The sequence below is a fragment of the Xenorhabdus budapestensis genome (genome assembly GCF_002632465.1).
GTDB classification, from domain to species: domain Bacteria; phylum Pseudomonadota; class Gammaproteobacteria; order Enterobacterales; family Enterobacteriaceae; genus Xenorhabdus; species Xenorhabdus budapestensis.
This window is the reverse complement of record NZ_NIBS01000003.1, coordinates 114271-137321: the sequence shown is the minus strand read 5'-3', so window position 1 is coordinate 137321 and position 23051 is coordinate 114271. Positions and strand designations below refer to the sequence as shown.

General features: G+C 41.4%; 21 protein-coding genes. 12 read left to right on the top strand and 9 right to left on the bottom strand.

Going from position 1 to position 23051, the window contains the following annotated elements; all coding sequences use genetic code 11:
• Positions 1 to 8: 8 nt before the first annotated feature.
• From fabZ to accA, 6 genes are read left to right on the top strand one after another with little or no spacing between them, the layout of a single operon-like run.
• Positions 9 to 461: a 3-hydroxyacyl-ACP dehydratase FabZ gene (gene fabZ / locus Xbud_RS04925; RefSeq protein ID WP_099135016.1), complete on the top strand. Its 453-nt coding sequence runs from the start codon at positions 9 to 11 to the stop codon at positions 459 to 461.
• A gap of 3 nt (positions 462 to 464) precedes the next feature.
• Complete coding sequence (lpxA, locus tag Xbud_RS04920) at positions 465 to 1262, top strand: acyl-ACP--UDP-N-acetylglucosamine O-acyltransferase (protein ID WP_099135015.1); 798 nt, start codon at positions 465 to 467, stop codon at positions 1260 to 1262.
• Positions 1263 to 1266: 4 nt separating this feature from the next.
• Positions 1267 to 2451 carry a lipid-A-disaccharide synthase gene (gene lpxB, locus Xbud_RS04915; RefSeq protein ID WP_099135014.1) on the top strand — a complete coding sequence of 395 codons (1185 nt, stop codon included), beginning with the start codon at positions 1267 to 1269 and terminating at the stop codon, positions 2449 to 2451.
• On the top strand, positions 2451 to 3041 hold the full coding sequence (rnhB, locus tag Xbud_RS04910) for a ribonuclease HII (RefSeq protein ID WP_099135013.1): 591 nt from the start codon (positions 2451 to 2453) through the stop codon (positions 3039 to 3041). The genes lpxB and rnhB overlap by 1 nt, the downstream gene beginning before the upstream one ends.
• Positions 3042 to 3069: 28 nt before the next feature.
• Positions 3070 to 6552 carry a DNA polymerase III subunit alpha gene (dnaE, locus tag Xbud_RS04905; RefSeq protein ID WP_099135012.1) on the top strand — a complete coding sequence of 1161 codons (3483 nt, stop codon included), beginning with the start codon at positions 3070 to 3072 and terminating at the stop codon, positions 6550 to 6552.
• 12 nt (positions 6553 to 6564) lie between these two features.
• Positions 6565 to 7524, top strand: a complete 960-nt coding sequence (gene accA / locus Xbud_RS04900; protein ID WP_099135011.1) for an acetyl-CoA carboxylase carboxyl transferase subunit alpha — start codon at positions 6565 to 6567, stop codon at positions 7522 to 7524.
• Positions 7525 to 7874: 350 nt separating this feature from the next.
• On the opposite strand, the gene Xbud_RS04895 is transcribed toward accA, so the two are convergent.
• Entirely contained in the window at positions 7875 to 8777 is a 903-nt protein-coding gene (locus Xbud_RS04895) for a DMT family transporter (protein ID WP_099135010.1), read from the bottom strand.
• Positions 8778 to 8789: 12 nt separating this feature from the next.
• The gene (locus tag Xbud_RS04890) at positions 8790 to 9563 is read right to left on the bottom strand and encodes a 2OG-Fe(II)-dependent halogenase WelO5 family protein (RefSeq protein WP_099135009.1); all 774 of its coding nucleotides are present in this window, start codon (positions 9561 to 9563) and stop codon (positions 8790 to 8792) included.
• A gap of 420 nt (positions 9564 to 9983) precedes the next feature.
• Here Xbud_RS04890 and Xbud_RS04880 point away from each other — a divergent pair, with 420 nt between their 5' ends.
• From Xbud_RS04880 to Xbud_RS04865, 4 genes are all read left to right on the top strand, one after another.
• Positions 9984 to 10529: a biotin transporter BioY gene (locus Xbud_RS04880; RefSeq protein ID WP_099135008.1), complete on the top strand. Its 546-nt coding sequence runs from the start codon at positions 9984 to 9986 to the stop codon at positions 10527 to 10529.
• 623 nt (positions 10530 to 11152) lie between these two features.
• Entirely contained in the window at positions 11153 to 12067 is a 915-nt protein-coding gene (locus Xbud_RS04875) for a DMT family transporter (RefSeq protein ID WP_099135007.1), read from the top strand.
• A 32-nt stretch (positions 12068 to 12099) separates the two neighbouring features.
• Positions 12100 to 13485: a tRNA lysidine(34) synthetase TilS gene (gene tilS, locus Xbud_RS04870; protein WP_099135006.1), complete on the top strand. Its 1386-nt coding sequence runs from the start codon at positions 12100 to 12102 to the stop codon at positions 13483 to 13485.
• Positions 13486 to 13903: 418 nt separating this feature from the next.
• The gene (locus tag Xbud_RS04865; RefSeq protein WP_099135005.1) at positions 13904 to 14365 is read left to right on the top strand and encodes a VapA/VapB family virulence-associated protein; all 462 of its coding nucleotides are present in this window, start codon (positions 13904 to 13906) and stop codon (positions 14363 to 14365) included.
• Positions 14366 to 14583: 218 nt separating this feature from the next.
• Here Xbud_RS04865 and rof read toward each other — a convergent pair whose 3' ends face one another.
• Entirely contained in the window at positions 14584 to 14850 is a 267-nt protein-coding gene (rof, locus tag Xbud_RS04860; protein ID WP_099135004.1) for a Rho-binding antiterminator, read from the bottom strand.
• A 325-nt stretch (positions 14851 to 15175) separates the two neighbouring features.
• Between rof and nlpE the strand changes: the two genes are divergently transcribed.
• Positions 15176 to 15874, top strand: coding sequence for an envelope stress response activation lipoprotein NlpE (gene nlpE, locus Xbud_RS04855; protein ID WP_099135142.1), 699 nt, complete (start codon positions 15176 to 15178; stop codon positions 15872 to 15874).
• Between the two features lie 101 nt (positions 15875 to 15975).
• On the opposite strand, the gene proS is transcribed toward nlpE, so the two are convergent.
• The 6 genes from proS to metN all read right to left on the bottom strand — a co-directional run bounded on the left by proS (position 15976) and on the right by metN (position 21846).
• Positions 15976 to 17697, bottom strand: coding sequence for a proline--tRNA ligase (proS, locus tag Xbud_RS04850; RefSeq protein WP_099135003.1), 1722 nt, complete (start codon positions 17695 to 17697; stop codon positions 15976 to 15978).
• Positions 17698 to 17861: 164 nt separating this feature from the next.
• On the bottom strand, positions 17862 to 18578 hold the full coding sequence (tsaA, locus tag Xbud_RS04845; protein ID WP_099135002.1) for a tRNA (N6-threonylcarbamoyladenosine(37)-N6)-methyltransferase TrmO: 717 nt from the start codon (positions 18576 to 18578) through the stop codon (positions 17862 to 17864).
• A gap of 50 nt (positions 18579 to 18628) precedes the next feature.
• A complete protein-coding gene (rcsF, locus tag Xbud_RS04840) occupies positions 18629 to 19021 on the bottom strand; it encodes an Rcs stress response system protein RcsF (protein ID WP_099135001.1) in 393 nt (130 codons plus the stop codon).
• Positions 19022 to 19173: 152 nt separating this feature from the next.
• On the bottom strand, positions 19174 to 19989 hold the full coding sequence (locus tag Xbud_RS04835) for a MetQ/NlpA family lipoprotein (protein ID WP_099135000.1): 816 nt from the start codon (positions 19987 to 19989) through the stop codon (positions 19174 to 19176).
• Positions 19990 to 20168: 179 nt separating this feature from the next.
• A complete protein-coding gene (locus Xbud_RS04830; protein WP_099134999.1) occupies positions 20169 to 20822 on the bottom strand; it encodes a methionine ABC transporter permease MetI in 654 nt (217 codons plus the stop codon).
• Positions 20815 to 21846 carry a methionine ABC transporter ATP-binding protein MetN gene (gene metN, locus Xbud_RS04825; protein ID WP_099134998.1) on the bottom strand — a complete coding sequence of 344 codons (1032 nt, stop codon included), beginning with the start codon at positions 21844 to 21846 and terminating at the stop codon, positions 20815 to 20817. The genes Xbud_RS04830 and metN overlap by 8 nt, the downstream gene beginning before the upstream one ends.
• 184 nt (positions 21847 to 22030) lie before the next feature.
• Here metN and gmhB point away from each other — a divergent pair, with 184 nt between their 5' ends.
• A complete protein-coding gene (gene gmhB, locus Xbud_RS04820; RefSeq protein WP_099134997.1) occupies positions 22031 to 22597 on the top strand; it encodes a D-glycero-beta-D-manno-heptose 1,7-bisphosphate 7-phosphatase in 567 nt (188 codons plus the stop codon).
• The last annotated feature ends 454 nt before the right edge of the window (positions 22598 to 23051 follow it).

Genomic DNA, 23051 nt, shown 5'->3' with positions numbered 1-23051 from the left:
GTATTTAGATGAGTGATAATCATACTCTGCAATTTGAAGAAATTTTGGATTTACTACCTCACCGCTACCCTTTTTTGCTGGTAGACCGTGTCTTGGATTTTGAGGAAGGCAAGTTTCTACGAGCAGTTAAAAATGTAACGTTTAATGAGCCATTTTTTCAGGGGCATTTCCCGGGTAAGCCGATTTTTCCTGGCGTATTGATCCTTGAAGCAATGGCCCAGGCAACTGGAATTCTGGCATTCAAAAGTGTTGGAAAACTGAAGTCAGGAGAATTGTATTACTTTGCAGCTATTGATGGTGCGCGTTTTAAACGTCCGGTTTTACCGGGTGACCAGATGATTTTAGAAGTAGAATTTATTAAAGAACGCCGTGGTGTTGCACGTTTCAGAGGTGTAGCAAAAGTCGATGGAGAAGTGGCTTGCGAAGCTGAAATGATGTGTGCCCGCCGCCGTGAGGCTTAATGTATGATAGATCTGACTGCTACTATCCATCCCTCTTCTATTATTGAAGAGGGAGCTGTTATTGGTGCCAGTGTTCGCATTGGCCCATTTTGTTATATCGGTCCGCAAGTAGAAATTGGTGAAGGGACTGAACTGAAATCTCACGTTGTGATCAATGGGATAACTAGGATTGGTCGTGATAACCAGATTTATCAATTTGCGTCAATTGGTGAAGTCAACCAGGATCTCAAATATCAGGGTGAACCCACTCGTGTTGAAATCGGTGATCGTAACCGTATCCGCGAAAGCGTGTCGATTCACCGTGGCACTGTCCAGGGCGGCGGTGTAACCAAAGTTGGCAGTGATAATTTGCTGATGATTAATGCCCATATTGCCCATGATTGTATTGTCGGTGATCGTTGTATCATTGCTAATAACGGTACGTTAGGGGGGCATGTTATTCTTGGTGATTATGTGATTATCGGTGGAATGACGGCAGTTCATCAATTTTGCCAGATTGGTTCCCATGTTATGGTGGGTGGTTGTTCCGGCGTTGCTCAGGACGTGCCTCCTTATGTTATTGCACAGGGTAACCATGCCACGCCTTTCGGTTTGAATATTGAAGGTCTGAAACGTCGTGGATTTGATAAAGAATCGCTGCACGCTATTCGTAATGTGTATAAGGAACTTTATCGCAGTGGAAAAACCTTGGAAGAAGCCAGAAAAGAGATTGAAATTCAGGCTACAAACAACCCACATGTGAAAGTATTCAGTGATTTTCTGGCGAGTTCAGCAAAATCCAGTCGTGGCATCATTCGTTAAGTAGATGAAGGACACTCCTTTGACTACCTTTTCTTCTGTTAATAATCAGCGTTCACTGATAATTGGCTTAGTCGCCGGAGAAACATCCGGTGATATCCTTGGTGCGGGGCTGATCCGTGCATTGAAAGCTAAAATCCCTGATGCCCGTTTTGTGGGTGTCGCAGGTCCTCTTATGCAAGCTGAAGGTTGTGAAGTCTGGTATGAGATGGAAGAACTGGCGGTCATGGGGATCGTTGAGGTTTTAGGGCGTTTGTCCCGCCTGTTGAATATTCGTAAAGATTTAACGACGCGTTTTACTGAGTTGAAACCAGATGTCTTTATTGGCATTGATGCTCCTGATTTCAATATCACCTTGGAAGGTCGGTTGAAACAACAGGGGATCAGAACTATCCATTACGTCAGCCCATCGGTATGGGCATGGCGTCAGAAACGGGTGTTCAAAATCGGTCGTGCGACAGATCTGGTACTGGCATTTTTGCCGTTTGAAAAAGCGTTCTATGATCGATTTAATGTTCCGTGCCGGTTTATTGGTCATACAATGGCAGATGCAATGCCGCTGCAAACTGATAAAACTGCCGCCAGGCAAACGTTAAATATTCCATTAGATGCTCATTGTCTAGCGCTTTTGCCAGGTAGCCGACATGCCGAAGTAGAAATGCTGAGTACCGATTTTCTCAGAACTGTACAATTGCTAAGGAAGCATTTGCCTGATTTGCATGTATTGGTTCCATTGGTAAATGCCAAACGGCGTGAGCAATTCCAGCATATAAAAGATGAGATCGCACCGGAATTATCTATTCATTTATTAGATGGTAAAGCTCGTGAAGCCATGATTGCCAGCGATGCGACTTTACTGGCATCCGGTACAGCAGCACTGGAATGCATGCTGGCTAAATGCCCAATGGTAGTGGGCTATAGAATGAAACCTTTTACCTTCTGGTTGGCAAAGCGTTTGGTGAAAACACCTTATGTCTCCCTGCCTAATTTGTTGGCAGGTAAAGCGTTAGTCAAAGAGTTACTACAGGATGAATGCCAGCCAGAAGCACTGTCAGAGGCATTGCTGCCGCTCTTGCGTGGTGGTGCTGAGGTGGAAGCGTTGAAGCAGACCTTCCTGCATTTGCATGAAAGTATTCGTTGTGATGCCGATGAGCAGGCGGCACAGGCGGTACTGGAGTTAGTGAGAAGATAATGAATTTTGTTTATCCTCAGGCGAATTTGATTGCCGGTGTTGATGAAGTTGGGCGTGGCCCGCTGGTAGGTGCAGTGGTTACTGCGGCAGTTATTCTTGATCCTGCCAACCCCATTGCAGGCTTGATGGATTCGAAAAAACTGCCAGAAAAACGTCGTGAAGCGCTTTATCTGGAAATCAAAGAAAAAGCGTTGTGTTGGAGCCTTGGGCGCGCTGAGTCAGAAGAAATTGACCAGCTCAATATCCTCCATGCCACAATGCTTGCTATGCAGCGGGCTGTTGCAGGTCTGGCTATTCAACCTGATTATGTTTTGATTGATGGAAATCGTTGCCCTGTATTATCGATGCCAGCACAGCCGGTAGTAAAAGGAGATAGTTTGGTAGCGGAGATCAGTGCCGCTTCTATTCTGGCAAAAGTAACACGAGACAGGGAAATGACTGAACTGGATAAACAGTTCCCTGAGTACGGTTTTGCGAAACACAAAGGTTATCCCACCGCCCTGCATTTGGAAAAACTGTCTCTGTTGGGGGCTACGGAACACCATCGTAGAAGTTTTGCGCCAGTCAAACGTGCGCTGGCTCTTGGATAAAAATCTGGAATAAGTATCTGGGCAGACTATGACAGAACCACGTTTTGTGCACTTACGTGTTCACAGTGATTATTCAATGATTGATGGCTTAGCCAAAACAGGCCCACTGGTAAAAAAAGTGGTCAAACTTGGTATGCCTGCATTTGCAATCACGGATTTTACTAACCTGTGTGGCTTGGTGAAATTCTATGGTAGTGCCCATAGTGCGGGTATTAAGCCCATAATTGGGGCCGATTTCTACATGGAAAGCGATCAGTTGGGTGATGAATACGCCCATCTGACCATTCTGGCCCGCAATAATGAAGGTTATCAGAATCTGACCTTACTGATTTCCGAAGCCTATCAGAAAGGCTATGGGGCAATTGGCCCAACTATCAAACAAGAGTGGCTGGTAAAACATAAAGCGGGGCTAATATTGCTGTCTGGCGGACGTATGGGTGATGTCGGCAAGTTTTTGTTGCGTGGCAACCATGTGTTAGTTGAGCAATGCCTCGATTTTTATCAGGAACACTTTCCAGATTGTTACTATTTGGAACTCATCCGCACCGGACGTCAGGATGAAGAGACTTATCTTCATGCTGCTGTTGAATTAGCAGCAGAAAAAAATCTTCCAATTGTAGCAACCAATGATGTCTGTTTTCTGGAAAGTGAAGATTTTGAGGCTCATGAAATTCGAGTTGCCATCCATGACGGCTATACACTCTCTGATCCTAAGCGTCCGAAAAAATACAGTCCTCAGCAATATCTGCGCAGTGAACAGGAGATGTGTGGGCTTTTTTCTGACATCCCTGAAGCATTAGAAAATAGCGTAGAAATTGCGAAACGTTGTAATGTTACGATCCGTCTTGATGAATATTTCTTGCCAAAATTCCCGACAGGGGGTATGAGCACTGAAGACTATCTGATTGAAAAATCAAAACAGGGTTTAGAGCAGCGCTTAACATTCCTTTATCCTGATCCGGCAATCAGGGCAGAAAAGCGAACAGAATATGATGAGCGTCTGGATGTTGAGTTGAAAGTGATCAACCAGATGGGATTTCCGGGCTACTTCCTGATCGTGATGGAATTTATCCAGTGGTCGAAAGATAACGGTGTACCAGTAGGGCCGGGACGTGGTTCTGGTGCAGGTTCTCTTGTCGCTTATGCCCTGAAAATTACTGACCTCGATCCACTTGAATTCGATTTACTGTTCGAACGTTTCCTTAACCCAGAACGTATTTCCATGCCTGACTTTGACGTTGATTTCTGTATGGAAAAACGCGATCAGGTTATTGAACACGTTGCTGATATGTACGGGCGAGATGCAGTATCACAGATCATCACTTTTGGTACGATGGCGGCAAAAGCGGTAATTCGTGATGTTGGGCGAGTACTTGGTCATCCCTATGGCTTCGTTGATCGGATATCAAAGTTGGTTCCCCTTGATCCGGGAATGACGCTGGAAAAGGCATTTGCAGCAGAGCCTCAGTTACCTGAAATTTACGAAGCGGATGAAGAAGTTAAGGCGCTGATTGACATGGCGCGTAAACTGGAAGGGGTGACTCGTAACGCAGGTAAACATGCGGGTGGGGTAGTTATTGCACCGACCAAAATCACCGATTTTGCTCCTATTTACTGCGATCCAGAAGGTCAGAACCCGGTCACCCAGTTTGACAAAAATGACGTGGAATATGCCGGATTAGTGAAGTTTGACTTCCTCGGGCTGAGAACATTAACCATCATAAACTGGGCACTTGAGATGGTGAATGCACGTCGTACTAAGAAAAATCTGGAGCCGATTGATATTGCGGCAATTCCACTGGATGACCAGAAAAGTTTCGACATGCTGCAACGTTCTGAAACGACTGCTGTGTTCCAGCTTGAATCCCGTGGCATGAAAGATTTGATCAAGCGTCTGCGCCCTGACTGTTTTGAAGACATGATCGCTCTGGTAGCACTGTTCCGTCCGGGGCCGCTGCAATCAGGCATGGTGGATAACTTTATCGACCGTAAACATGGGCGGGAAGAAATTTCTTATCCAGATGTCGAATGGCAACATGAGTCCTTAAAGCCTGTATTAGAGCCAACCTATGGCATTATCTTGTATCAGGAACAGGTGATGCAGATTGCACAGGTATTGGCGGGTTATACCCTCGGTGGTGCAGATATGTTGCGCCGTGCGATGGGTAAGAAAAAACCAGAGGAGATGGCTAAACAGCGCTCAGTATTTGAAGACGGCGCGGTAGAACAGGGGATAAATGGCGAACTTGCAATGAAAATCTTCGATTTAGTGGAGAAATTCGCAGGTTATGGTTTCAACAAATCTCATTCTGCTGCCTATGCGTTGGTTTCTTATCAGACATTATGGCTAAAAGCCCATTACCCGGCAGAATTTATGGCTGCCGTAATGACGGCTGATATGGATAATACAGAGAAAGTCGTTGGTTTGGTGGATGAGTGCTGGCGTATGGGGCTGAAAGTTTTGCCTCCTGATATCAATAGTGGTTTGTACCATTTTCACGTCAATGATGAAGGCGAAATTGTTTATGGTATTGGTGCGATCAAAGGTGTTGGTGAAGGGCCGATTGAAGCCATTATTGAAGCTCGTCAGAAAGGTGGGCACTTTAAAGAGCTGTTTGAGCTGTGTGCCCGTGTTGATATCAAAAAACTGAACCGCCGAGTGATGGAAAAACTGATTATGTCAGGGGCATTCGACAGGCTGGGGCCACACCGTGCAGCCTTAATGTCCTCACTGGAAGATGCTCTGAAAGCAGCGGATCAACATGCCAAGGCCGAGGCCATTGGTCAAACGGATATGTTTGGCGTGCTGGCAGAAAAGCCTGAACAAGTTGAGAATTCATATGCCAGTACGCCAAAATGGCCGGATCAGGTGGTATTGGATGGTGAGCGGGAAACTCTGGGGCTATATTTGACCGGTCATCCGATCACCGGTTATTTAAAAGAGATTGAACGATATACGAATGGATTACGTCTAAAAGACGTGAATCCAACACCTCGTGGGCAAGTTACAACTGTGGTAGGTTTGGTGCTGACATCCAAAATTGTAACGACCAAACGGGGTAATCGGATTGGTATCTGCACATTGGATGATCGCTCAGGGCGGCTGGAAGCCATGTTGTTCTCTGATGCCCTGGAAAGATATCAGCATTTGTTGGAGAAGGACAAAATTTTAATCGCAACCGGACAAGTCAGCTTTGATGACTTCAGTGGTGGGCTTAAAATGACTGCCCGGGAATTAATGGATATCAGTGAGGCCCGTGAAAAATTTGCGCGTGGGCTTGCTATCTCGTTGTCAGACAGGCAAATTGATGAACAATTATTGAACCGTCTTCGTGGCACATTGGAACCACATCGTTCAGGTACGATACCGGTTCATCTTTATTACCAGCGGGTGGATGCCCGTGCCCGTTTACGATTCGGGGCAACATGGCGGGTAACTCCAACGGATACCCTTTTGACAGATCTACGAACTCTGCTGGGTAGCGAGCAGGTAGAATTAGAATTTGACTAAAATAGGAACGTTATGAGTCTGAATTTTCTGGATTTTGAACAGCCGATTGCCGAGCTGGAAGCGAAAATCGATTCGCTCACCGCAGTTAGCCGTCAAGATGAAAAGCTAGATATCAATCTGGATGAAGAAGTCCAGCGTCTGCGGGAAAAAAGCGTAGAGCTGACTCGCAAAATTTTCTCTGATCTGGGGGCATGGCAGATTTCTCAACTGTCACGTCATCCCCTTCGTCCCTATACACTGGATTATATTCAGCGCATTTTTACTGATTTTGAAGAATTGGCTGGTGATCGTGCTTATGCGGATGACAAAGCGATAGTCGGTGGATTGGCACGTATTAATGGTCGTCCGGTGATGGTGATTGGGCATCAAAAGGGTCGTGAGACAAAAGAAAAGATCCGTCGTAACTTTGGTATGCCATCTCCAGAAGGGTATCGTAAGGCTCTGCGATTGATGGAAATGGCAGAGCGTTTCAAACTGCCAATCATCACTTTTATTGATACTCCAGGCGCATATCCGGGGGTTGGAGCAGAAGAGCGTGGGCAGTCAGAAGCTATCGCTCGTAACCTACGTGAAATGTCCCGTTTGTCTGTGCCTGTTATCTGTACGGTTATCGGTGAAGGTGGCTCCGGTGGTGCATTGGCACTGAGCGTTGGTGATAAAGTGAATATGTTGCAATACAGCACGTTTTCTACCATTTCGCCGGAAGGTTGTGCTTCCATTTTATGGAAAAGTGCTGACAAAGCACCTTTGGCAGCAGAAGCGATGGGCAATACAGCACCTCGCCTGAAAGAGCTGAAATTGATTGATTCAGTGGTTCCGGAACCATTAGGTGGTGCACATCGTAATTACGAAGTAATAGCAGATACGCTGAAAGCACAATTACTGGCTGATCTTACTGAATTGAGTGAGCTCAGCAGTGAAGAATTAGTGAACCGTCGTTATGAACGTTTAATGCAGTACGGCTATTGCTAACATTTGGTTGTTATTTCATTAAGCTATTTTAAAAAATGTTTCTGACCGATTAGCTGAATATAGGGGTTATTGCCGTTTATACCCCCAATTTCTTTAGATTAGCTCTATAAGCCTGACTTAAGAAATATCGTTATTTCATAACATTTGGATGGTTTGTAATTTGAGCCATCCTTTTTTAGAGTTAAAAAAAGTTCTCTTACAATATATAACCATAGTTACTACTGGATGATTTGAAAATTCAATCCATCAGTGAATCTATTAACGCATCCTAACTACGCTCCTTATAAAACTATGATCCAAATTAATTCCATTGATAAAAAATATTGCATTGTATATTAATAAAATAAAAACTATTTAGAGTTTTTCTGAGTGTTATTGGCTTGATTGTCTATGATTATATAGTTACCGACTAAGATAAGAAAAGTTCCTGCCAGTGTCCATATTGATAGATTATAATCTTCAGTAAATGTTGAGATTAACAACGCCATTATAGGCACAATGAGTAATGTATATGCGGCATGTTGCATACCTAAACGAGCGACAATAAAGAAATAAATGGTATATCCAATAACAGATGGAAATAAAATAAGCCAACCTAGTGACAATACATATGAGAGAGAACTATCGAAGATGAAAGGAACTCCAGTAATCACAGCATATCCAAGTAGAAATAGTACTCCCCAACACATAGAATAACCAGTCATAGGTAATACATTTATTCCTTGAGATTGTAAATGGTTGGCGCATACATTAGAAAAAGAGAAAGCGATTGTAGCGCCTAGAGCATAAATAAAACCGAGCCAATTCCAGTTCCCAGTAAATAACTCTGGTAGAAATACTAAAAAAATACCTATTGAACCTATCACTGCTGCTGTAATCACTGAAAATAAAAGGCGTTGCTTAAAAAATAGAGCGGCATTTAAGGTATTAAAAAAAATCACGGTGGAATATATAAGTGCAATAAAACTGCTGGTAATGAGTTCAGCTGATTGATAAATAAGTAAAAATGCCAGCGAGAAGCATAAGAATCCCATCAGTGCCAGTAATCCATGTTGTCTCCATGTATAACACTGTAAACTACCGTTTAATTGACTCAATAACAAAAGTATTAATGCCGCGATAGTAAAACGGTAGATTAGAGATATAACTGGAGAAACATCGGTAAGTTGCAATGTTGTGGCATACCAAGAAGTTCCACCAGTAAGAATCGTGATAATATAGCAACTTATTGTATTAAAATTGGTTTTCATCATTTTCTCACAATGTTATGACCAAGCAATAATCTGATTAGGCCGTAAGAGCCCTAAAAATGATCCTGTCGCTATACGAGGGATTTTGGCTTTCTGTGCAGCAGGAAGGACGATATGTGGATTCATCGTGTTAAAAATCACGACAGAACCAACAGTGGGCTTAAATGTATAAGATTCACATCCTTCTAACAATTGGGTATCGTAAGCCTCATAAGTTTTATTAATACCGGAAAAAGTATAGGGTTGATTATACACAACAGTTTCTCCTCCTTCTTCGGGTGATGAAGCATAAAAATTCCAAGCGAGTTGGGTGCTTATCTCTCCGACTATCAATTCTCCTTTTGTAAAAGTCGGTGCATAATCTACGTGAGGATCAGTTCCGTGTGATATGACACGAATAATACCTGCAAAATATGAACCAAACGTTGATTCATTGGCTACTGAAATAGAGTAATCAGTTTGTTGGTTAATATATTGGAAAAAACGAGCAACAGGGTCAAAGGATTGTTTAATAATTTCTAAACGCTGTTCTTCAGCTTCTTTGACTTTTGTAAAATATTTTTCTTTTGAACTATTTCTGTAATGTGCTAACGATACGCCTAAATAAGAACCTGGCTGACCAAATTCGTATGCTATTGTTTTCTTTTTTAGAACGGTTTGAGAAAAATTAAAAGATTCTTGGCGGGTTGCAAAATCTGCTATTATGAGAGCAGGAATCTGGTTATCAATAACAGCTTTGAGATTTCTAGAGTTAAGTATATTGGTAGATGTAGATTTCCAAAATAACACCGTATTTTCCTTTTATTAGTAATTTTGATAAATAAATTAGCAGGTAAAGTGTTTTTTTTTCCTTTCCTCTTGCAATGAGAGATTCTTTTTTCTGCCGATAATATCACAATATTATTCTGGCTTTTCATTAAAGCCAGCTCAATTTTTAATTTTTCATCCTCTTTTATAGTTCGCATGATATGTGATAACCTTAAAAAATTAGGGAAGATATCATTTGTATCCGAATTGTAGTGATATTATATATTATCGGTGTGCCGATATTTTTTACCGGATCTAGGTTGATAGCTATTGCTATTCCTTTGATAGTAAAAATATTGAAAATGGCAGATGATATTGCAGCTGCGATTGAAGCACGTTCTTATAATCCATAGAAATAATGGCATAAGAATAATTCTTAAATATCAATAAGAGAAAGATTATATGAATAGTAAAAATATTGTTTATATTGCGTTATTTTCTGCATTAACGACAGCTTTGGGTTTATTTCCACCACTAACGTTACCAATAGGTGTGCCGTTGACGGCTCAATCAATAGGGTGCATGCTAGCAGGTAGTATTATTGGAGCGAAGAGAGGTTCAATTGCTCTTTGTATTTACATTTTATTAATTGTAATAGGCTTTCCTGTTTTAGCTGGAGGAAAAGGAGGCTTGGGGGTGATGCTTAGCCCAAGTGGTGGCTTTATTCTTGCTTGGCCATTAGCCGCAGGTTTGATTGGTTATTTGTATGAGAAAAATTTAAGGTCTTTGACAATTATTAAAGAAGCTTGTTTTATCGTACTTGGGGGAATTGTTCTTGTTTATGCTATTGGCATTCCGTGGGTAGCTGTTTTTGCTGAACTGAGTTTATATCAAGCTGCTGTAGGTACTCTTTTTTTCCTTCCTGGAGATATTGTGAAGGTAATATTGGTGATATTTGTGACTAGACTTATTCGCCGTGCTTATCCTAGCATTGATATTAAAAATTAGAATATTATTTGTTAAATGATAGAGATTATGTTCTTCATTGTACTGATATTGTTTAATTTTATTCTGTTATTAAATGTAATAAAATGAATATTTATTATTGCTATACCCAATGGATTTTAAGATACAGCGCGGCGGCAAGGGTACTAATCCCCGGGAGCATAAAAACTGTATGTTTATAAAAATGGTGACCGGGGTTAGTTGTAAAAAAGAGTAACGCAGCCAATAAAGCTGCAACTTGAAAGACGAAGGGTATATCTAAATTTACGATTTTTCCTTGATATTTTGAATAATCTATCTGGTATTCTCCAGTAATTATTCCATCTTTTAGTTTATTGATTAATTTAGTTTAAATTTCAGGCAATGATTTTACACAGAAAAAAGATATAGTACTTTTTCCATATTTGTATAACAGACATTTTCGGAAATCAGGTTATGTTCTTTTTGTGATAAATGAAGCTACTTAGTTGTATGAGTCGTTTACGTCCCTAGGGATCTTGGTCGTATTGCTTTCGGCATGATATGTCGGCATTGTGATTTTTGTGGTGGAAATAATGATCTCAAGCTATCATGTTCTCTAAAATTCCTTACAGAATGTCAACATTCCTTAATAATGGATTTATTCTATGCTCAATAAATATATTATTTATGCGTTTTCCTGTGTATTCATTTGGAGTTTCATTCCGTCTATATCGCGTTTTGGTCAGAAAGAGATGGATCATTTCCAATTTTTATTCTGGTCAAATGTACTGTCTGTTTTGGCTGTCTTTCTGGTTGCGGTCATGATGGGGAGAAACTGGAAGCAACTTTTATTTATTCCTTTTCCTGTAATGATTAAGGTCCTCATATTAGGGGCTTTGGACTGTTTCTTTTATTTACTGCTCTACTATGGTTATTCTATCGAAAATGGTGTTGCTGTTTTGGTTATTCAATATAGTTGGCCGTTGATGATAATCGGACTGTCATTTCTCTTGTTCAAAGAGAAATTATCTATCAAGCAGATGATAGGTATGACAATTGGCTTTATTGCAGTTGTTATCACCTTTACCCAAGGTAATATCACCCAAATTTCTGTACAACACCCACAGGCTCTATTACTGGTGTTTAGCGGAGCGTTCTGTTTTGCTTTATTGTCTGTTTTATCAAAACACTTTGCTATTGATCCTTATATCAGTACGTTTTGGGTTTTCACTAACTCAACTATAGTATCTCTCGTATTTTTATTAGCGTTCAGCAGATTCCAGTGGCCTGTGGGAAATTCTCTAATGCCAACACTGCTAAATGGCATCATATTGAATGGGATATCTTATATTATCTGGTTCAAGGCCATGAGCAGCCCTGACTCACCGAAAATTGCCTCGATCTTATTTTTATCACCAATATTGTCGATGATGTGGCTGATTTTGTTCTTTGGTGATGAATTCGTTCCGGCCTATGTGGTGGGATTAGGACTTGTTATCATATCCGGGTTACTTTGTATCAGTGAAAAGAATGAAACTTCGACGAAAAATAAATTGTCGGATGATTTGATTGAAGATTGATATTCCGAATTAAAAAAAGAGTATTAACCACAATGAATAGTGCACATGAGCCTTTGATGATTACATTGACTGATCAGATAGGGACACATAAAAAAATTTTAGTCGGATTTAGTGGTGGACTGGATTCTACCGTGTTGCTGCATTTACTGGTTCGTCTGCGCCAACAATCTTCACAAGCGGACTGTGATAAACAGAATCCAATCACATTAAGGGCAGTCCACATTCATCATGGCCTAAACGTAAAAGCGGATGAGTGGGTTGCTCATTGTTGCCAGATTTGTGCTGACTGGCAGGTTGATTTCCATGCCGAAAGAGTGAACCTGGATAGCCGGAAGAAAGGTATTGAAGCTGCGGCTCGTGATGCTCGCTATCAGGTTTTTCGGCATGAATTGCAACAGGATGAGATTCTGGTAACGGCACAACATCTTGATGATCAAGCTGAAACATTTTTGTTGGCATTAAAAAGGGGAAGTGGCCCGGCTGGCTTATCTTCCATGCCATCTTCTATGTCATTTGCTGAGACAACGCTCATTCGTCCATTACTGAATGTCAACCGTGCAGAATTAGAGAATTATGCGCAAGAACAAGGGCTGAAATGGGTTGAAGATGATAGTAATCAGGACGATCGGTATGATCGCAATTTCCTGCGTTTGAATATCATGCCACTGCTCAACCAGCGTTGGCCACACTTTCCACAAGCGGTTTCCCGTAGTGCCAGTTTGTGTGGCGAGCAAGAGCAATTATTGGATGAATTGCTTGATGATTTATTGAATTCGCTGATAACTCCAGAGGGAGCGATAGTAATTCCTCCTTTGGAAACATACTCTGAGGCTAAACGCAACGCATTACTGCGTCGGTGGCTCAATCGGCATGGAGTGAAAATGCCCGCTCGTGAACAACTTCAACGGATTTGGTTAGAAGTCGCACTTTCCCGACAGGATGCAGAACCTTGTTTCAGGTTAGGACAGTTTGATATTCGCCGTTATCGACAACAGTTATGGTTAGTTTTTCAATATCATTCACTTGTTGATATGGTTATCGAATGGAATACAGAGCAGGAATTGCTATTACCAGATGGTCTGGGAACACTTTTCCTTTCCGAAAGTGGGGAGGGTAAAGGAGATACGGTTAACATCAGAGCACCTAAGAATAATGAGCGGGTTACAATCCGCTTTGGAATTCAGGGAAATATCAGCATTGTAGGACGGCAGCATTCCCGCCATAGTAAAAAGTTATGGCAGGAGCTTGGAGTGGCACCTTGGCTCAGGGAAAGAACGCCATTGCTCTACTATGATGATAAATTCATTGCAGCATTGGGGGTTTTTGTGACGAAAGAGGGGCAACTTTTGGCTGAAGACATGGGTTTTTCAGTTCAGTGGCAAAAAATTTTACCTTGTACTATTTTACCTCATACTTAGTTTCTCATCGGTAGAAGCCTGGATTGCGGTTTTAGGAGATTACATTACTCCTAATGTAATCTCTTGTTATTTAATGAATTAATTTTTAGTTGTTAACACTATAAGTTAAAAAATGAAAAATAGAAATAATTTATTATTGAAATTATACGAATGTGTACTAAATTTTAAAATATAGGATGATTTTTTAGAGGTAAATCCGCTTATAAATTCAAATAAGTTTGATCTTGTGGAGTTATTTATTATAAAAATAAATTGGATTATAAATTTAACCCAATTCACTCTAAAATGAGTGAATAATAAATAACATCTGGTAATCAGATGATGTCACAGTTTTTTGGGAAAATATTTTAAATATAACTCTGTCATGAAAATAATACTGTAATTTATTTAGTGTTTCATTTTGAATAAGGTTATTGTTATGAGTGCTGAAATTAATGAGAGTGAAATTAAACTTCAAATTGTACAGGCATTTTCTACAGCAATGAAAGATAAACTGGATCAAAATAAGATTGATGAAATATGTAAAGCGTTTGTTCTAATTGAATCAGGCGGTTTTTATAAAGCATCTTTTAAGATTTCTAGTCTTATATTTAAAACATACATTACTGTCTATTTAAGTAGCACTGATCGGACATTTAACGGAAAGGGTGATGCGTTAGGTACACCTGGGAAGGGGAAATATTGGGGGACATGTTACACCAGTGATTATGGAAAACTCTTGAGATATACAACTAATTATTGGGCCAACACATTTGTTGCAACTGCAGGCATATTATTTTTTGATGAGCATAACTCATTATTAGGCTCTTTCATTGGCAGTGGAGTATCAAGCGTTGTATCTGGATGTGCCGGAGAAGGTGCCTGGGATGCTATTGAGTAACTCGTTTTATATACCCAATGGATTTCAAGTTGTGTTGCGGCACGTTAGGTTATGTTGAAGCTTGCGTGTACCATGAAAACGTGGCAAGAGGAATGTTTTTTATGTTTGATTTACATGGGTAAATTTATTTTTTCAACGATAAAAGTCCTCGCATTGAGTGAGGACTTTTTGTTATGTAGTAAGCTTTTGTTATGTAGTAAACGTGTTTTACGTGTTATTTACAATGAAGAATGCTCAATAACAACTGTTCCAATTTCTGGATTACTGAAACTGATAATGTGATCTAATCTTAATTCACGGGTTTCTTCATTTGATTCTACGAGAATATATTCGACTTTTTTTCTCAAAATCAATTTATTAGCTTTTCCCTCAAATATTTCACCACCCCGCAACTGGATATGTAAGTAAAGCTGGTTTTGGCAAGCTAGTTCAAGGCTATCGTAATCATCACAGTTAATTGGTTGATATTCAGTATCTATAGACATATTTGCTCACCACTATGTTAGTGGCGGTTATCGTGCCGCCCGTGATTGACCAAACTCAAATGCAAAAATGCTACCTACGACTATAGCACAGTAACTTTTCCTCAGATTACTGGATAAGTCTGTTGAGTTACATTGAAAAAGTCAGTAGGTTAAATCCTTACTTTACCATTACGCAACAAAATTACGCCATTATTACTTGGTTTTTCACTGTGTATTTTGAGATACGGTAAAGTAATGTCAGCCTGATTAAGAAAACTTCATATCTTATACAAGACTGATGTTATAAAGATGGTATATCTGCTGGGTTTATTGAATGAGAATTGTGATGAATAAAAACATATTACTTGCTCTTGTAGCGTCAGGAGTGCTGACAGCGGTTGGGTGTCAGAATAATCCTGCTCATCAGAATGGAGCTGTCGATCAGAATGATTTGACACCTCAAAATCAGTTCCGAATTGATGAGAAGGTGTTTAACGGTGTAATACCTTGTGCCGATTGCGCCGGTATTGAGACTACCTTACAGCTTTCAAATGATGGCGCATATATTCTGGGACAAACTTATTTGAAATCCGGACAAGAAAAACCCTTTTTTGAAACAGGGCATTGGGTCGTCAATGGTAAAAAGATAACTTTAACCAGTGATGAAGGTGAAAAAGCCTATTACCAGATGACAGGGGAGGATCTGGTTATGCTGGATATCAAAGGCGAACCGATCCAGTCGGAATTAAATTATAAGTTGGCAAAGGTGACACCCAAGAAACTGGCAGGTGAATATCGTTATTTTGCTGACAGTGCTATTTTTACCGAATGCCACAGCAGAAAATTCTATGATGCATCGGAAAATATCGAGCTGGAACGAGGTTATAGCGCAATGGGTGCGGAAGGCGGAGAGCCTGTTTATGTAGAAATGGAGGGATATTATACTCTTCGCCCCTCAATGGAAGATGGATTGTTTGATAATGCACTGATTCAGACAGGTAAAATCCGTTTTGATAAATCGTCTTCTTGCCAGACTAAAAAGTAAGAAGTGATCTCTTCTGCCACATATAAAAAACCTGCGTATTGCGTACGCAGGTTTTTTTGTTACTGTTTCTGCCTGACGGCAGGCTGGATGCTTAATCAGAATTAAGATTGTTTAATGTTACTTTTGAGGTAGTTAACTACGTTTTCCAGTTTCAGCATCTGTTTGTCACCATTACGGCGGCATTTATATTCGATTTCGCCATTATCGAGATTGCGATCACCAATAACCAGAGCATGTGGTACACCAATCAATTCCATATCTGCAAACATCACGCCCGGACGCTCTTTACGGTCATCGAAAATTACATCAATACCGCTGGCACGTAAGTCAGCATACAGTTTTTCGGCAACCTCTTTGACACGATAGGATTTGTGCATGTTCATTGGCAAAATTGCTACCTGGAATGGCGCAATCGCATCCGGCCAAATAATACCGCGATCATCGTGATTCTGCTCAATGGCAGCCGCGACAATGCGGGTCACGCCAATACCGTAACATCCCATTGTAACAACTTGGTTATGACCATCTTCGTTCTGTACAGTTGCTTTCAGGGCAGCCGAGTATTTTGTGCCGAGTTGGAAGATATGACCGACTTCAATACCACGTTTAATTTGTAATATACCTTGACCGTCTGGGCTGGCATCACCGTCAACCACGTTACGAATATCTGCGATTTCTGGCAGAGGCAGGTCACGCTCCCAGTTAATGCCAAAATAGTGTTTATCATCAATGTTGGCACCTGCACCGAAGTCGCTCATAACGGATACACTACGGTCAATGATAACAGGTATAGGCAGATTCACCGGGCCTAAAGAGCCAGGGTCAGCTTTGACGATAGCACGAATTTCTTCTTCGCTAGCGAACGCTAGTGGGCTGGTCACCAATGACAGTTTTTCAGCCTTGATCTCATTCAATTCATGGTCACCACGAACCAGTAATGCCACCAGTTTGTGCCCGCTTCCTTCTGTGGCATGGACGATCAGTGTTTTGACCGTCTTCTCAATCGGCAGATTGAATTGTTCTACTAATTCAGCGATGGTTTTTGCATTTGGTGTATCCACCAGACGCATATCTTCTGTTGGTGCTGAACGTTCCTGAAATGGCATGACCGCTTCAGCAAGTTCGATATTTGCTGCATAGTTAGATTCTGTAGAGAAAACGATATCGTCTTCACCGCTGGCGGCCAGAACCTGAAACTCATGGGAAGCATTACCACCGATAGACCCCGTGTCTGCTTGAACTGCGCGGAAATCCAGCCCGATGCGGGTAAAGATCTTGCTGTAGGCATCGTACATTTTGTCGTAAGTTTCTTGCAGAGATGCTTGATTGGTGTGGAAAGAGTAAGCATCTTTCATGATGAATTCCCGTGAACGCATTACGCCAAAGCGTGGACGAACTTCATCGCGGAATTTGGTCTGGATCTGGAACAAATTTAATGGAAGTTGCTTATAGGAAGTCACTTCGTTGCGGATCAGATCAGTAATGACTTCTTCATGGGTTGGCCCCAGAACAAAAGGACGGGCACCGCGATCTTCCAAGCGCAGTAATTCCGGGCCATATTGTACCCAACGGCCACTTTCCTGCCACAAATCCGCTGGCTGAACTACCGGCATGGAAACCTCAACCGCTCCAGCATTATTCATTTCTTCACGAACAATGTTTTCAACTTTTCTCAACACGCGGACACCAGTCGGCATCCAGTTGTAAAGACCAGAAGCGAGTTTACGGATCATTCCGGCACGAAGCATCAGTTTATGACTGACTACTTCTGCATCAGCAGGCGTCTCTTTTAAAGTAGAGAGCAGATATTGGCTAGTACGCATAGTAAGTTTCCATTGGATAGCAAGTTGCTTCTGGATGGCGAAATAAGATAGGGCCACCCAGCCCAGAAAATAAAGTAAGCCGCTAGTCTACCAGTGAGTTTGCGATGTCAAAAGGAGTTTTATCCCTTTCATCTTTCAAGTATTGCCGCGATGCAACTCGAAATCTATTGGGGATAGCGCGGTTCGATAGAAACTACTTTCGTTATGGTGTCGTTAACCAGCCAGCGTATGTTGAAATCCAGTATATGAGCTGCATATATTCGCTTTTCCTGCTCTTTCTGACGGTAGGCAGGACGCGGGTCTTGAGCTAAAACCTGGCGGATAAAACGCCGTAACTGAGGATAATTTACCTGATGACATAAAAGTTGATGTTCTGCGGTTGGCGAAAAACAAACATCCATATCTGCATCTGGCGCATCTTGAGCAAATCCTGCTTTAGCTTCAGGGCGCGATTCAACAAAAGGTAGATAGGGTTTGATATCGAGCACTGGTGTTCCATCCACTAAATCCAGACTACCCAGTTGCAGTAGTACACGATTGTTTTGACAATCAATGCCTTTCAACTCAACTAAAGACATGCCGATCGGATTGGGGCGGAAGGTTGAGCGGGTAGCAAATACGCCCATTTTAGCATTGCCACCTAAGCGGGGAGGACGAACTAACGGATTCCAGCCACCGTTCATCGTCTGATGAAAAACGAAAACAATCCAGAGATAGCTGAATTGTTCCAATCCACGCACAGCATCTGCCTGATTATAAGGGGCGAGTAATTCGAGTTGACCGATGCCATCTTCCACCAAACCTGGCTGACGAGGAATGGCAAACTTCTCTTTGTAAGGAGAGTGAATCGTTCCTATTTGAGTAAAATGAAAATCTGCCATAAGCCTTTTTCAGTACCGAATACTTTTATTAATAAATAACTTGATAATGACTAATGAGTGGTTCTCACCGCTGTGCCTTCACAGATAGCAATCTGATAGCACCCCTGACCAGACAGGATTGCACATTGATGCAGTAGAACGGCATTGGCATTCAAGCCAGAGGCTTTTGCCAGCATCTTCTGTCGTGCAACCGCAATACTTGCCGGAGGATCTTGTAGTGTATTGCGGCAGGATTCCCCTGCAACGATACCGAGATCTTTAAATGGCGAGCCTAATAGTTCGTCTGGTTTTGTATATACCCGAACATAAGTTGCACTCTGGTTTTTTCTGGCTGAATAGTTTTCTGTCTCTGAATCCAGCCTATCAGTTTTATCAACCTGAGTTGGCAGGGAAGTACACCCAACCATAAAAAGCGCTATGAAACAGACAGGTAACATACGCATTGAAATGAATCCTTATTCTGATTGAATCAGTGTGTGTGGGATGATTGAGTATTGGTGAAACGATGATAAAAAGCATTCCCTTCTCCAATAAAAATGGGCGGATAAAAATATCCGCCCCAGAATTTTAATCTTGATTGCCTAAATATGAAAGGTTACCAACCTTTTATTGCGCCACCTTTGAAAACTTTCTGAGCTTCCTGATCGACTTCAGGTGATTGATAGGCTTTCACAAATTTTTGAACGTTTTCAGCATCTTTATTGTCTTCACGACTGACGATGATATTTACATAAGGTGAATTTTTATCTTCAATAAAGATCCCGTCTTGCTCTGGTGTTAAACCAATCTGTCCTGCATAGGTATTATTGATAAGTGCTAAAGCGATCTTCTGATCATCCAGTGAACGTGGTAATTGTGGTGCTTCCAGTTGCACAATATCCAACTGCTTAGGATTGCTGGTAATGTCCAGAATTGTTGGCAGCAAGCCGACACCATCTTTCAATTTGATTAGACCTTGTTTTTGCAATAACAGCAGAGCACGCCCCTGGTTGGTTGGATCGTTTGGTATAGCAATCTGAGAACCATCTTGTAGTTCGTCCAGTGATTTGATCTTCTTAGAGTAAGCTGCCATTGGATAGATAAAAGAATTACCAACAATTGCCAGTTTATAGTTACGCTCTTTTGTTTGCTGATCTAAGTAAGGTTTGTGCTGGAAAACATTGACGTCTATATCCCCCTTGCTCAATGATTCATTCGGTAGAACATAGTCATTGAATGTTGTCAGTTCAACATCAAGGCCGTATTTCTCTTTCGCTACTTGTTTTGCAACTTCAGCAACTTGTAATTCAGGCCCTGCAATGACACCCACTTTAATGTGGTTTGGGTCTCTCTGTTCTTGACCGCAGCCTGCAAGTGCGAGTGTTCCCAATAATGCCCCAATTACAGCAATGGATTTCAATTTCACTGACATATTTTTACCCCTATTGAATACTGATTTATAACCTGTCTTATCAAGTTATTGCGTACTACTATAATGAGGCTTTTGGATGTAAGCCCGGTAATATACCTTTTAGATTTTAAGTTGCAGCTTTGTTTACTGCCGCCTGAAAACTATCGGTATAGGTGCCGTTAATCGGCACACTTGTTGAATTATTTACGATTTACGGCCTTAACTAAATGGTCGCCACCTAATTGAATTAAGAATACTAAGACAACTAATAATGCTAATACGATATTCATCACGGTTGCATTGTAGCCAATATAACCATATTGATAACCAATCTGACCCAAGCCTCCGGCACCAACAGCACCACCCATAGCAGAGTACCCAACCAATGTAATTAAGGTAATTGTGGCTGCGTTGATCAAACCAGGTAATGCTTCAGGTAGCAGAATCTTTTTGACAATCTGGAATGGCGTTGCGCCCATTGCTCGCGCTGCTTCGATCAACCCGGATGGAATTTCTAATAACGCATTTTCTACCATGCGAGCAATAAAAGGTGCTGCACCAACAGTTAAAGGAACAATCGCTGCCTGTAACCCGATTGAAGTTCCCACAATCAGCCGCGTGAAAGGGATCATCCACACCAGCAAAATAATGAATGGAACTGAACGAGTTATGTTTACTAGGGCAGAAAGTATGCGGTATAGCGTACCGTTTTCTATAATCTGCCCAGGGCGAGTAACATACAAAAGTACTCCGGCAGGTAAACCAATCACAAAGCCAAAAAAGCCGGAAACAAAAGTCATCACCAGAGTTTCCCAGACTCCTTTAGCCAATAATAAAATCATTCCTTCAGACATAACCGAGAACCTCTACTTTCACATGATGCTCTTTTAAGAACGCAATTGTTGATTCAATACTGCTATTTTCGCCGTCCAATTCAGCCAGCATAACGCCAAATTTAACACCACCGGCATAATCCATTTGAGAACTCAATATACTGATATCGATATTAAAACGACGTACTGCCATGGAAATTAGCGGAGCATCAACGGATTTGCCCGTAAATTCCAGTTTCAATAATGGGCAGCTATCCGGAGTTGATTCAGATTGTAATCTTTGCTGATAGTCCTCAGGAATATCCAAATGTAGTGTGGATTTAATAAACTCTTGAGCAACAGGCGTTTTAGGATGAGAAAATATTTCGCTAACCACATCCTGTTCAATCAACTGCCCACCGCTAATTACTGCAACTTGGTCGCAAATGCGTTTAACAACATCCATTTCATGGGTAATCAACAAAATGGTTAACCCTAAACGACGATTAATATCTTTCAATAACTCCAGAATAGAGCGCGTTGTTGCTGGATCCAGCGCACTGGTAGCCTCATCACATAAAAGTACTTTTGGAGAGTTTGCCAGAGCACGGGCAATGGCGACACGTTGCTTCTGACCACCAGATAGGTTGGCAGGATAAGCATCATGTTTCTCAGAAAGACCAACTAACTCCAGTAATTCATCAACTTTTGTTTTTATTTCTGTTTTTGAGGTGTTGTTCAATTCTAAAGGTAGTGCCACATTGTCAAATACCGTTCTGGATGACAGTAGATTAAAATGCTGGAAAATCATTCCAATATGACGACGGGCACGAGTCAGTTCACGTTCTGAAAGAGAAGTTAAATCCTGCCCATTAACGAGTACCTGACCGGAAGTGGGGCGTTCAAGTATATTCACACAGCGAATCAAAGTACTCTTTCCGGCTCCAGAGGAACCAATCACACCATAAATTTGCCCTTGCGGGACATGCAGATTGATATCAGAAAGTGCTTTTATACTGCGCGTTCCTTGTTGAAATACTTTATTTATCTGAGTCAGTTTTATCATTTTTATGTTTTTCTTAGAGATATAAAAGTGAGTAACTTGAAAGCATTTGCAACAAGTCATGAATTAAAGTGGATGTTAAGGCGTCTAGACGTCTAAGTCAACTAGGAATAAATTAAATGCTGCATTCTCATTCAATAACAAATCATGCGATACTGTCTGTTCAGTACATTCTTGGAGCAATCAGGTGACTCAGGGTATTCCCGCCGTATTTTTAGATCGTGACGGCACGATCAACATTGATCATGGGTACGTCCATGAAATAGATAATTTTCAATTTATTGATGGCACAATTGAAGCTATGCTTGAATTGAAAAAAATGGGTTATGCATTGGTATTAGTAACAAATCAATCGGGAATCGCCCGGGAAATGTTCACAGAGGAGCAGTTCTTACAATTAACAGAATGGATGGATTGGTCACTTGCAGATCGGGGCGTTGATCTTGAAGGTATTTTTTATTGTCCACATCATCCAGAAGCAAGTGATGAACACTATAAAAAGAACTGTGATTGTCGTAAACCACAACCAGGCATGTTACTTGATGCACAAAAAGCACTGCATATTAATATGGCGGCTTCTTATATGGTGGGAGACAAAATAGAAGATATGCTGGCAGCAAATGCCGCTAATGTCGGGATTAAGGTGCTCGTACGTACAGGGAAACCTGTAACACAAGAAGCAGAACAGGCTGCTGATTTGGTCATTAATAGCCTTGCAGAACTGCCAAATGTGATGAAAAATAGGCAAAAATAATCTTTTTGCTTAAATTTTATCCGGTTGAAAAAGGAATTACAAAAAACACTTGCGTAAATTCGAAGGCTCCCTATAATGCGCATCCGTTGTCACGACAAACACACAAACAGGTCGGGATGACAGGAGTTAAAAGCCGCGAAAATAAAGGCTTGACACTCTGAGAGGAAAGCGTAAGATACGCAGCCTCGCAACCCGGAACGAACGTTCGGTTGCACTGCTCTTTAACAAGTTAATCAGACAATCTGTGTGGGCACTCGCAGGACACTATCGAAAAGCCGCAAGGCAAAAAAGATTAAAGTCTTGAAGAGTGACTGAACAGTTAATTCATTATGAACTAACAGCAGACAGTTTAATGCTTTGAGCAGCAAACTTTTAATTGAAGAGTTTGATCATGGCTCAGATTGAACGCTGGCGGCAGGCCTAACACATGCAAGTCGGGCGGCAGCGGGAGGAA